Origin of the sequence: Methyloceanibacter sp. (assembly GCF_049590335.1) — a bacterium.
Classification (GTDB): Bacteria; Pseudomonadota; Alphaproteobacteria; order Rhizobiales; family Methyloligellaceae; genus Methyloceanibacter.
This window is the reverse complement of the sequence record NZ_JBAWCQ010000126.1, coordinates 16,519-27,800: the sequence shown is the minus strand read 5'-3', so window position 1 is coordinate 27,800 and position 11,282 is coordinate 16,519. Positions and strand designations below refer to the sequence as shown.

Here is an 11,282-nt window from a genome sequence, read left to right as displayed (position 1 = left end):
ATCCTACCGTACTGCCGCGCATCGAGCCCGCCCCGAACCAGCCGGCCGAAGCGCCCCGGCGTTTCGCACTTGCTGTCACGGTAGGGCTCGTCTCCGCGGCAGCCCTGGTCGCGGGGATGATGATGCTCGGCGGGATCGAGGACCTCAACCTGGATAGGGTCTTCGAGGACGCGGGCCTGGTCTCCCATCCGGGCGCCAGCCCGCACACGTCGGCGGCACTGTCGATCAGCATAAGTCCGCCGCGCTCCTCCGCCCCTTCAATCGCGGCGGGCAGCGACGGCGAGGTCCGTACGGCAGCTCGGCCTCAGGTGGCTCCCCCACTTTCGTCCGGGTTCGCCGTACGGCCCGGGGAGACGGATCGTATCGACGGGCTGATGGCCCATGGGCGGAAAATGATCGATGTGGGTTACTTCGCTGGCGCCCGTGCTTATTACCGCCGCGCCGCGGAAGCCGGAAGCGGTGAGGCAGCGCTGGCGGTCGGCGCCACCTACGACCCGGACATAATCGCGCGGATGGGCGTTCAGGGTATCAAGCCCGACCGGGCCCAAGCCGCCAAGTGGTACGCGAGAGCCGCAGGCCTTGGCGTTGCGGACCGCGACGCCACGCTCAGTAGACTGACGGACGGCTGGGGCACGGAGCCGGCAATCCCCGAGCCTGCGGGAATCATGGCGTCGGCGAGCCCAGCACAAGGAATCTCCTCGCCGCTAAGGAATCCGCACGCGAGGCCGGCGCGCGCGCGGATCGCTCAAGACGTGCCTACCGCTCAGGAGGAGCCAATCGCCAAGGACGCGCGGCAGCGTATTGCGAGCAATCGCACGTCCGCGACGAGTTCGGTTCGGCCGCAATTGCTTGCCTCCGAGGAAGAGCCCAAGCCCGGACCGTTGTCCATGTTCATGCGGGCAGCAACCAGCCTCTCCGCCCACGAGGAATGGATGGAAGTCAAGACCCCTGTGAACATCCGCAAAGCCCCCTCTTCTACGGCCGGATCCGACAAGGTGGCACTGACGGGCACCAAGCTTCGCGTGGTCGGCCGCGAGGGCAACTGGGTTCGAATCGCCGACCCCAAAACCGCGCGAGAAGGCTACATCTATAACCGGTTCCTGAAAGAGAGCAGTGCGCCTTAGGCGCCACTCACAGCGGGCGCCTTGTGCACATTCCAGGCGAGATAGGTGAGCGCCACCCCCTCGGTGATCAGGAGCAACCCAAGCATCAGCCCGAGCACCCAGTCGGCGGTGAGCGGCATGTTCGCCCACAGAACGCAGGACAGAATGATCCCGACCAGCCCGCTTGCTAGCACCCACCCCCAATTGGGGAACGGCCGGATCGTCAGTGCGAAGATCACCTTGGCGATGCCCTCGACCATGAAATAGACGATCAGCAGCATCGTCATGATGAGCACGCTGCTATCGGGTGCGCGTAGCAACAACACGCCGATCAGGATCGCGAGCACTGCGGAAATCAGCTGCAGCCAGAAATGCGGAACGTTGCTGGCGCCAATCAAGCCGATGCCCTGCAGGACGCCGCTGATGATCAAGATCCAGCCCAGCAAGAACACGACCGCAACGGACGCGATGACCGGCGAGATGATCGCCAGCACGCCGGCCACCACAAGCAACACGCCCTGGATCAGGTACCAAAGAGAATACCGCTTCACCGTCTCGCGCATTGCCTCACGCAGCGCCGCAGCGGCGACATCTACTGGAATAGCCATTGGTTGAGCCCTCCTCTAGGGTGTCGGCCAATCGATCCGATATTGATTTGATTCTTGGGGACAGCATACGCCAAGCGGGAAGCTGATGAAGCGTCAGAGCGACGATGCCCACGCCCTTGCGCGCGCGATCCGCAAAGCAACGGTCCAGCTCATTCCATTTCTGTGCCTTGCCTACACGATCAATTTTCTCGACCGGGTCAATGTGGGCTTTGCCGCTCTGCACATGAACGATGCCTTGGGGTTCTCGCCCTCGGTCTATGGTTTCGGCGCCGGTATCTTCTTTCTCGGCTATATCGTCTTCGAGATCCCGAGCAATCTCGCCCTCCGGCAATTCGGCGCACGGATATGGATCGCGCGCATCATGATTTCGTGGGGCCTCGTCGCCTGCGCCATGGCGCTCGTGCATTCGGAAACGAGCTTCTATGTAACGCGCGCCCTGCTCGGCATCGCCGAAGCCGGTTTCTTCCCGGGCATCATTCTGTATCTGACCTTTTGGTTTCCCGCGGCCGAGCGCGCCCGCATCGTCGCGCTGTTCATGGCATCGGTCCCGCTTGCCACGGTGTTCGGCGGACCGCTCTCCGGCGCGCTGCTTCAGATGCATGGTTTTCTCGGTTTCGCCGGCTGGCAATGGCTGTTCGTGATCGAGGGCATTCCGGCCATCGTTCTCGGCGTGCTTGCCTTGGTGGTTCTCACGGATTCGCCAGGCCAGGCGCATTGGCTGACGGATGAGGAGAAGTCCGCGCTCTCAAACACCCTTGAACGCGAAGCCAAGGCGACCGAAGCGTTCGGATACGCGAATTTGCGCAACGCCCTGACCCGCCCGCGCGTGCTGGCGCTCGGGGGACTGTATTTTCTCATGGTAACCGGGCTCTACGGCATAGGATTCTGGATGCCCCAGGTCATCGGCGGTTTCGGGCTTGGGTCGCTCTCCGTGGGTTTTCTCACGGCGATCCCCTATCTCTTCGCCGCCATCGCCATGGTGCTGTGGGGACGCCACTCGGACCGGGTGGGCGAGCGGCGTTGGCACATCGCGCTCCCCCTGTTCCTGGCGGCAGCGTCCTTCGCCTGGTCCGCCTATTCCGGCCCGCTCGTTCCCGACCATGGTGGCTCTGACGCTGGCCACGCTCGGCTTCTATGCTGCGTTAGGCCCGTACTGGTCGCTGCCCACCGCACTCCTGACCGGCGCCAGCGCGGCGGCAGGGATCGCGCTCGTCAACTCACTAGGCAACGCGTCCGGATTCGCCGGGCCCTACATCGTCGGCCTCCTGAAGGAAGCGACGGGCAGCTTCTCCGCAGCGCTCCTGTTCCTTGCAGCCGTACTCGCCCTTGGCGGCGTCATGGCACTCACGTTCCGGGAGCCGCGATCCGTGGTTCAAGGAGCCAAGCCTTAGTCCGGCGTGGAGCTTGAGCTGCGCTCCGTCTCTGTTTTGGTTCGCGCCACTTTATCCGCCGCGCGGGGTTCAGCCCACCTCGTCGCCGCGCACCATGGGCCGAAACATCTCGCCCGTATCCAATGTATCGGCGTTGCAGAAATACTGGAAGATCGTCCGGCGCCTGCGGTCGAACACGTCGTAGTAGTCGGCCGCGCCCCAGACGAGAATGGTCGCCTCGCCGTTCGTGACACGGTCGGCAAGTTTGGGGCCCGTATCGCATTGAACGATCACGGTCGCAGTGCCGTCGCGGCCTAGGCGCGCGCGCGACGGCGCGAGAGGACCGTCGTCCGGCACGGACCGAACGGGCAAGTCCTCATCGTCCGCACTGTCGACGACCTCCATCTCGGTCAGGCTCTCGAGTTTGAAGGCCGGCGTTTGCCCCGAATTGCGGTAGATGATCTTCACCTTGACGATGCTGTCGGCTTCCGGGGTCTCGATGAATTCGAGCGAGTCCACATCGACATAGGCCCGCAGTTCGGCTTCGCGGTCCGTGGACTTCGATGGCGAAGAAAGGCGCACAGAGGACACGGTGCCATCGGCCGCCCGCCGCGCCGCCAGAGCCGCCATAATCACTGGCACGAGCATCAGTAGCAGGACCAACAGGGCAAGAAGGCCGATCAGCATCAAAAGACGCGTGAGCCTGGCCGTGCTCTCCGATGCCTCGGCCACCCGCGCTTGCTGGCAAACATCAGCCTGATAGGGATGCTGAACGTTCGCGCAAGGCTCCGAAACATTCCAAGGCCCGGCCGCCGGTTCGGCCTCTTCGGCGGCCGCCTCGCCAGACTCACCGTCATCCGTGGCTTGGCCACCCGGCGCGGCCTGCTCGGTCGCGGCCTCTTCTGCGTCCGGCGCATCCTGCGCCGCAGCAAAGGGTGACGCGAAGACAAGCAGACCGAGCGACAAGATCAAAACACAGGCAAGTCCACACCTGGACCCGCCAAGAACTTTCAAGAATGACGACGTCATGATGATGCGCAGAATAATTACCCCAACGGCGCCGATCCTATTCGGCGCGACGCGGCTTGTCTCGCATTCCGCGCCGCGTTGCGCAAACTTCTTGCTAATTTGTCTCTAATTGAAACAGTTTAGCCCCGTCCTGACGAAAACGGCCTCAGGGAGGTGTCCCCGAGGCCGTTTGAATAAGTCCTGCAACAGCCCGCTAGTTGGCTTCGGCGGGCCTCACCTCCGCGGAGATGTTCAAGACTTGCTGCTGGGAGTCTTGCACATTGATGACGCTGACCGCGCCCTTGGAGACCTTGAGGGCCTCCTTTAAGTCCACCATCCGGAGCGCCTGATCCTGACGCGTACGCACGTAGTAACGGAGATTCTCAAGGCCGTTGGCACTCGTCTATTGCGTGACCTCAGGAGGAAGGCTGGGGTTGTCGTAGACTATGGAGCCCTTGGGAAGGTCGAACTGGTTCAAGATATGGAATGTGGCGAAGACGGCGTCCTCGGCTGTCTTGTTCGGCGTCGCGTTCTGGCTGAACATCGCGGCGCGAACGAAACGCGAGGGCGGCGTGAAATCGCCGGGAAGGACGGCGTTGAACTCCTTACCGGCCGGAACCACAAGAAGGTTCGACTTGAGTGTATAGCCGAACTCAAGCGTGCGGCCGCGGACGGCAGCGCCGTCTTGTGCTTTGAGGCTGAGGCCTGTGCAAGCTAGAGCCGACCATGTCGCAAGGGCAAGCGAGGCGGCAAAGACATAGGTTGCAGCACGTCGGATCATGACGATCTCTCCTTCATCGAATTCCGGCGGCAGCATGCGCGGCGGTCATTAAGGCACTCTTAACCGGGGGTTGCACTTCGATGCAGCTTTAAGACCAAGCGACAAGAAGTCTTAGAATTTTCGACAACGGCCTGCGTTCACCGCAAGCGGCGTTCGTCAATTGATGTTCGCTACGAGACGCTCGCGCCAAGCAGCGACCCGATGAAGTAGGTGGCCGCCGCCGCGATCGAACCGACGACGAGCATGCGCCCACCGCCGAGCATCGCGTCCTTGCCCGAGAACAGGCTGAGCGCCGACCCCACGCCGAACAGTGCGATGCCTGCGAGAACCGCGGCGATCACGGTGCCCTCTTTCTCGTAGCCCATAAGGTAGGGCACGAGCGGCACGCATGCCCCAACACTGAAGGTGAGGAACGACGATAGCGCGGCACCGATCGGCGATCCGAGCTCCTCAGGATTGAGACCGAGTTCCTCGCGGGTCAACGCATCGAGCGCCTTTTCGGGATTCGCAATAAGATGCTTGGCCATGTCGCGCGCTTCGTCGAACGGAATGCCGCGCGCCTCGTAGATCAGCGCGAGCTCCTCGGCCTCCTGATCGGGATAGCGCTCGAGCTCGTCCTTTTCCTGGGCGATCTGATGCTCGAACATTTCCCGCTGCGACAGCATCGAGATGAATTCGCCCGCGCCCATGGAAAAAAGGCGCCTGCAAGCAGTCCGGCGATTCCCGTCAACAGAATCTCGCTCGGCCCCACACCGGCGCCTGCCACGGCCATAATCAGACAGGTATTCGACACGAGCCCGTCGTTCACACCGAACACGCCAGCGCGCAGGGTCCCGCTTGTATAGTTCCTATGCTGGCGGCCGATATCGTCCACCGAGGTTGGCCAGGGATGGCTACTGTCGCCCGCCGCGCTCTTTTGTGGCTCCTGCTTGACCTCAGGCTCGGGCATCTTGCAGCGATAGACCGAAATGCCTCGCACCTTGTGTGCGGACAGAACGTTTCGCATGGCACGTGGCGGCAAAATACCTAAGAGGAAGACTGTGATCCGCGTCCGCGCGGACGGCTTGAATTCGGGGACCTACTTTAGATCCTTTGCAATAATGGCGGCTTGCGCCTCCGCCGCCTCTGCCATCTTGCCGAAAAGCTTGGCGCGCTTCGGGTCCGGTTCATTAGCTGCAACGGCATCAGAGAGGAAGGATGAAGTCTTTTCCGACCGCCAGCGTTCAAGCACGTCTTCCATACGGCCCCCATTAGACCAACTTCACGACGCCCGTCTCCAGATCATAGACGCCACCGGCGATCTTGAGCTTTCCGGCCATGACGGCTTCGCCGATGATCTTCGATTTCGTCTTGAGCCGCTTCATGCCGAGCCGCACATTCTCTTCGATCGAAGCCGCCAGAAAGTCGCTCGGATGCTTGCCGTGTGCGGTGATCACGGCGGGCTCGATCGCTTTCACGAGCTCGGGCAGATGTCCAGGAAGTTCCTTACGCTGCGTCGATGCCGCGAGCGCGGACAAGACGACGCCGCAGCCCTTATGACCCAGCACCATAATGAGTGGGACGCCGAGACTGGTCACGGCGAACTCGAAGCTTGCGAGCCCATAACTGCTGACAACATTGCCAGCATCGCGGGACACGAAGAGATCACCAGGTCTCTGATCGAAAATGATCTCGGGCGGGACGCGGCTATCGGCGCACGATAGGATGCCGGCAATCGGGTGCTGCGCCTTCACGCGCGCGGCGCGTTTGGCGGAAAAGTCTATGTCCTTGCCGCCATCGGCGGCAAAGCGGGTATTGCCTTCCTTCAAACGCTCGAGTGCCTCTGATGGCGGGATTGCGTTCGAGGCCGCTTCCTTGTCGTCGGCCCGCACTCCGAAATGCGGCAGCATCCCGGCGGTGAGAAACGTGCTCGCGCCCGCGATGAGACTGCGTCGCGACAAATTCGAACGTGTACCGTAATCGCACATGGGTCATCCTTCCCGCTCAAGTGATTCTCGTTGACGGGAAACGTCCCGCGCCGCCCCCTTAGGGTCAAGCGGTTCGCAGAAAATCCACGCCCCGTGACGCCTAGCGGATGATGCGGATTGTGGTGTTGCCCTTGCCGTATTTCTGCACCAGCGCGTAAAGTCGCGCCGCATTGGAAGGATGCAGCCGCACACAACCATGCGAAGCTGGGCGCCCGAGATGCTTCGTCTCGTAGGAGCCGTGGATTGCGTATCCGCCTTTGAAGAAGATCGAATGCGGCATCGGCGAGCCGTTATAGATCGTCGACCGGTGGAAGCGCACAAGATTGTATGGCTTGTACGTCCCTATCGGCGTGCGGTAGCCCGACCGCGCGGTGGAGACCTTCCACGTATATTTGGGCTTTCCGTTCACATAGACCTGCATCCGCTGGCTCGAGAGGTCGATCTGAGCCAAGACCCCGGCAAAGGCCACGCTGGGCAGGCTCAGCGAAGCGCTCAGAATCGCGATCAGGACCAAGAAACGTCGCATTTGTTGTGTCTCCTCCAACATTCAACTCGTACTCAGGATCGGCAGCGCGGCGACGCGCGGGCCCTCAAGACTATGACACCAATCAGTCTAGGGGCACGGGGCTGAACATCTCCTGAACGGCGCCACGGCGGGCGCCACGTCGGATTGTCCCAACGATTCAGTAAGGTTAAGGGGCTCCTACTATTGGTCTCGTTTGTGCTAAACTTGCGTTTTCATCGCCGTCCGTTCGTGGGGCGTACGTCATATGGCTGGGGGACAATGCGTAGGCTGATCATCGGCCTTCCAATTGTGATTCTGATGACCGGTGTCGCGGCAGGTCAGGTAACCTCGCCGCTAGGAGATGTGCGGCCGCAGCACATCGCCCCGCCCGAAGCGGACTCCTCTCAGCAAGACAGCGCACTCCATAAGGCCGCGCCCCTCGACGATGCCGAGGACAATGAGGATCTCGCATCGCGCGTGGATCTGCCCATGGAACTTCCATTGCGCCGGCCCGATCCGCCGAAAAACATTCCGCCCGCGAAATTGGCTCCCGCGAACGATCTATTCGGCTCGGTGCCGACACCCGCGCCGCTCAGTGCGCGCGCCATCGGCGGCTACGCCAAGGGCTGTCTGGCGGGCGGCGTGACACTTCCGATAAACGGGCCGGACTGGCAGGTGATGCGCGTGTCGCGAAACCGGAACTGGGGCGCACCGCAGTTGATCGATTATATGGAGCGGCTCGCGAGCGATGCGCACGCACTAGACGGCTGGCCCGGACTGCTCGTCGGAGACCTGTCGCAGCCTCGCGGCGGTCCGATGCTCACGGGGCACACCAGCCATCAGATTGGTCTGGATGCGGACATTTGGCTGACGCCAATGCCCGACCGCGTCCTGTCCGAGACCGAACGTGAGGAGATGACCGCATTGTCGATGCTGAAGGACCCCTTCACTGTCGACCCGGAAATCTTCACGGACCTACAGGTGAAGCTGATCGGCCGGGCGGCGTCTTACCGGCAGGTCGCACGCATCTTCGTCCATCCCGCGATCAAGAAGTCACTGTGCAAGCGCGCGGATTTGGTTGGGAAGAACAAGGCGTGGCTCGCGAAGGTGCGGCCCTGGTGGAACCACCACTACCACTTCCACGTCCGCCTGAAATGTCCGCCGGGCATGGCCGGTTGCGCTGGCCAATCCCCCGTGTCGGGCGAAATCGGCTGCGCCGACAAAGACTTCAAATATTGGGACAAGAAGCTGAAGATCTCGGCGAAATGGGCGACAGACCATGGTTACAGCCCGATGGACCCGCTACGGCGCCGACCCAGCCCGTCCGATCGCAAGCGCCGCGGCAAGCTCAGCGACCTGCCGAAAGACTGTAAGGGCGTGCTGTCCGCTGGCGGTGTGACCCCAATGAAAGTGGGCGATGAGCTGCCGCCGCTCGCCGTCAAGGCCGCGACCAGCAAGGACGCGGGACCCGGCGTGCCGGTCCTCACCAAGGAGCAGCTCGCCGCGTTCCTGGGCAAGAAGAACAAGAAAGTTTCGATGCAGATGCCCGAGCGCAATCCGACTCGCTGAGCGGCCATTCAGAGGTCAAAAGTCGTCTTTGCGCGAGGGTGCGAGTCGGGCACACTCAGGGCCATGTTGCAGCGGCGCTCAAATCCGTTCGAAGGGCAAAAAAACGTTTTCGGCAAGCCCCTCAAGCCGTGTTCGGACCGGCCACTCACGGGTTTTTACCGGACGGGCTGCTGCCACACCGGTCCGGAGGACGCCGGATTGCACACGGTATGCGTCGAGGTGACGGATGCGTTTCTTGCGTTTTCTAAGGCGCGCGGCAACGATCTGTCGACGCCCCACCCAGATTTCGGATTTCCGGGTTTGAAGCCAGGAGACCGCTGGTGTTTGTGCGCGGCCCGCTGGCTGGAAGCCTTCGAGGCCGGCAAGGCCCCGCGCGTCGTTCTTGGCGGCACCCATGAGGCCACGCTCGAGCTTGTGGCCCTGGAAGATCTCAAACGACACGCAATTGACCTCGCCTGAGAGGCGGGAATCTGTGAATAGAACTGGCTTGTTGCGCACATCTGGAGGTGGCAGCATGCGCGCCCGGGCCACGCATAGGCACACCACCGCATGATGAGCGAGAAATCCGCAGACAAGAAAGCCGCGCCGTCACGGCGCCGCCAAAAGCGCCAGATCTACCATGAGGGTCACAAGCGCAAATTTCTGGTGGTCGTCGACGAAACACCGGAATGCGAAAGCGCGCTCGCCTTTGCGGCGAGCCGGGCGGAGCGCACCAAGGGCCAGCTCGCGCTGCTTTATGTGATCGAGCCCGAGGATGGCGCCATGCACTGGCTCGGGGTCGAGGAAATCGCGCGGGAAGAGGGACTCAACAAGGCGAAGGCCGTCTTTCGCCTGTTTGGCCGCAAGCTCAAGGCCATGGGCTTTGAGGACCTCATACCGGAGGAGATTGTGCGTGAGGGCTCAAAGTCCGAGGAAATCACCAATTTGATCGAGGAGGACCCGGATATCGGTGTCTTGGTGCTGGGGGCGTCTAAGGACCCGTCTGGCCCAGGCCCATTGGTGTCCAGCCTTGCGGGGGGGCGCCTCGCAGGCGTCTTTCCGACACCGATAACGGTCGTTCCGGGGCACCTGTCGACAGACGAGATTCGTGCGCTCGCTTAAGGGGCCCGAAGGCCTTTTGAAACAAGCTGGCGGAAGGCGCCGCGCCTTGACTTTGAGGTGCGGTGGACACAAATATAGAATTATTCTAATTCAGGTGATATCCGACTCGAAAAGGTTCCGTCATGTTCATCCAGACTGAGGCAACGCCGAATCCGGCGACCTTGAAGTTCCTGCCAGGCCGAAACGTTGTTGGCGATCACGACGCGGTCGAATACCGAGCGGATGATGAAGACGAAACGTCTCCGCTCGCCTCGCGCCTGTTCGAGATCGACGGCATATCGAGCGTGTTCCTCGGCTCCGACTTCATCAGTGTCACCAAGAGCGACGGCGAGTGGCCGCATCTGAAGCCCGCCATTCTGGGCGCCATCATGGAGCATTACCTCTCTGGTGAGGAGACCATGGGCAGCGAGGGCGACGTACAGCCCGGCGGCGAGGAGTTCTTCGAGCCCGTGGACGAAGACACGGTCAAGACGATCAAAGAGCTGCTCGACACGCGGGTGCGGCCCGCCGTAGCACAAGACGGCGGCGACATCACCTTCCAAGGCTATCGTGACGGGATCGTGTATCTGCACATGCGCGGCGCGTGCTCCGGCTGCCCCAGCTCGACAGCCACGCTGCGGCACGGCATCGAGAATCTGCTGCGGCATTTCATTCCTGAAGTGCAGGAAGTCCGCCCGATTTGACGGACCGGCTGATAGACGCTTCGCTCGCGCAACTGTTCCACGATGCGCGCACCCAAAATGCGTGGCAGGACCGCGACGTACCCGATGCGCTGTTGCGCGAGCTCGTGATGCTCGTCCTGTTTGGACCGACCAGCGCGAACTGCAGCCCCGCGCGGTTCGTCTTCGTGAAATCACACGAAGCCAAGGGGCGGCTGAAGCCGTTTCTTTCCGAAGGCAATCGCGAGAAGACCATGCAGGCCCCGGTCTGCGTCATTCTTGGCAACGATCTGGATTTTCACGAGCACCTGCCCGCGCTTTTTCCGCATACCGATGCCAAGAGCTGGTTCACGGGCAAACCTCAGAAGATCGCCGATACCGCATTCCGCAACGGCACGCTGCAGGGCGGCTATCTAATCATGGCCGCGCGGGCGCTGGGGCTTGATTGCGGCCCGATGTCGGGCTTCGACTCGGCGGGTGTGGACGCTGCGTTCTTCGCTGGCACGAATGTGAAATCGAACTTTCTGTGCAATCTCGGCTATGGCGATGCGTCCGCCCTTCTCCCCCGATCGCCGCGATTCGACTTCGACCAAGTCGCGCGCATCCTTTAA

At 62.1% G+C, this 11,282-nt stretch carries 15 protein-coding genes and 1 pseudogene; 7 read left to right on the top strand and 9 right to left on the bottom strand.

Annotation, left to right across the window (positions count from 1 at the left end):
• A partial coding sequence (locus WBQ77_RS10195) for an SH3 domain-containing protein (RefSeq protein ID WP_424060108.1) occupies positions 1–1,124 on the top strand: 1,124 nt, incomplete at its 5' end.
• Here the strand turns inward: WBQ77_RS10195 and WBQ77_RS10190 are convergent.
• Positions 1,121–1,711 (bottom strand): HdeD family acid-resistance protein, encoded by a 591-nt coding sequence (locus WBQ77_RS10190; protein WP_424045267.1) that lies wholly within the window; start codon positions 1,709–1,711, stop codon positions 1,121–1,123. The two genes, WBQ77_RS10195 and WBQ77_RS10190, sit on opposite strands and share 4 nt — an antisense overlap.
• An 85-nt stretch (positions 1,712–1,796) precedes the next feature.
• Here WBQ77_RS10190 and WBQ77_RS10185 point away from each other — a divergent pair, with 85 nt between their 5' ends.
• Positions 1,797–3,119 carry an MFS transporter gene (locus tag WBQ77_RS10185; RefSeq protein ID WP_424060106.1) on the top strand — a complete coding sequence of 441 codons (1,323 nt, stop codon included), beginning with the start codon at positions 1,797–1,799 and terminating at the stop codon, positions 3,117–3,119.
• A 52-nt stretch (positions 3,120–3,171) separates the two neighbouring features.
• On the opposite strand, the gene WBQ77_RS10180 is transcribed toward WBQ77_RS10185, so the two are convergent.
• The 8 genes and pseudogenes from WBQ77_RS10180 to WBQ77_RS10145 form a co-directional block, all read right to left on the bottom strand.
• Positions 3,172–4,110, bottom strand: coding sequence for a hypothetical protein (locus WBQ77_RS10180; protein ID WP_424060104.1), 939 nt, complete (start codon positions 4,108–4,110; stop codon positions 3,172–3,174).
• Between the two features lie 193 nt (positions 4,111–4,303).
• Positions 4,304–4,456, bottom strand: coding sequence for a hypothetical protein (locus WBQ77_RS10175; protein WP_424042623.1), 153 nt, complete (start codon positions 4,454–4,456; stop codon positions 4,304–4,306).
• A gap of 36 nt (positions 4,457–4,492) precedes the next feature.
• Positions 4,493–4,906 carry a linear amide C-N hydrolase gene (locus WBQ77_RS10170; protein ID WP_424060103.1) on the bottom strand — a complete coding sequence of 138 codons (414 nt, stop codon included), beginning with the start codon at positions 4,904–4,906 and terminating at the stop codon, positions 4,493–4,495.
• Between the two features lie 134 nt (positions 4,907–5,040).
• Positions 5,041–5,559, bottom strand: a complete 519-nt coding sequence (locus WBQ77_RS10165) for a VIT1/CCC1 transporter family protein (RefSeq protein ID WP_424060101.1) — start codon at positions 5,557–5,559, stop codon at positions 5,041–5,043.
• Between the two features lie 20 nt (positions 5,560–5,579).
• Positions 5,580–5,819 (bottom strand): annotated as a pseudogene (locus tag WBQ77_RS10160) (VIT1/CCC1 transporter family protein); the annotation flags it as partial.
• A gap of 129 nt (positions 5,820–5,948) precedes the next feature.
• Complete coding sequence (locus tag WBQ77_RS10155) at positions 5,949–6,110, bottom strand: hypothetical protein (RefSeq protein ID WP_424042626.1); 162 nt, start codon at positions 6,108–6,110, stop codon at positions 5,949–5,951.
• Between the two features lie 10 nt (positions 6,111–6,120).
• Positions 6,121–6,837, bottom strand: a complete 717-nt coding sequence (locus WBQ77_RS10150; protein ID WP_424042627.1) for a carbonic anhydrase — start codon at positions 6,835–6,837, stop codon at positions 6,121–6,123.
• A 100-nt stretch (positions 6,838–6,937) separates the two neighbouring features.
• Entirely contained in the window at positions 6,938–7,363 is a 426-nt protein-coding gene (locus WBQ77_RS10145) for a L,D-transpeptidase (RefSeq protein ID WP_424042628.1), read from the bottom strand.
• A gap of 258 nt (positions 7,364–7,621) precedes the next feature.
• On the opposite strand from WBQ77_RS10145, the gene mepA reads away from it, so the two are divergent.
• From mepA to WBQ77_RS10120, 5 genes are all read left to right on the top strand, one after another.
• The gene (mepA, locus tag WBQ77_RS10140; protein WP_424042629.1) at positions 7,622–8,911 is read left to right on the top strand and encodes a penicillin-insensitive murein endopeptidase; all 1,290 of its coding nucleotides are present in this window, start codon (positions 7,622–7,624) and stop codon (positions 8,909–8,911) included.
• Between the two features lie 63 nt (positions 8,912–8,974).
• The gene (locus WBQ77_RS10135) at positions 8,975–9,370 is read left to right on the top strand and encodes a DUF2237 family protein (RefSeq protein ID WP_424060099.1); all 396 of its coding nucleotides are present in this window, start codon (positions 8,975–8,977) and stop codon (positions 9,368–9,370) included.
• 90 nt (positions 9,371–9,460) lie between these two features.
• On the top strand, positions 9,461–10,012 hold the full coding sequence (locus WBQ77_RS10130; protein ID WP_424042631.1) for a universal stress protein: 552 nt from the start codon (positions 9,461–9,463) through the stop codon (positions 10,010–10,012).
• A gap of 122 nt (positions 10,013–10,134) precedes the next feature.
• On the top strand, positions 10,135–10,695 hold the full coding sequence (locus WBQ77_RS10125; protein ID WP_424060097.1) for a NifU family protein: 561 nt from the start codon (positions 10,135–10,137) through the stop codon (positions 10,693–10,695).
• Positions 10,692–11,282: a malonic semialdehyde reductase gene (locus tag WBQ77_RS10120; protein WP_424042633.1), complete on the top strand. Its 591-nt coding sequence runs from the start codon at positions 10,692–10,694 to the stop codon at positions 11,280–11,282. The genes WBQ77_RS10125 and WBQ77_RS10120 overlap by 4 nt, the downstream gene beginning before the upstream one ends.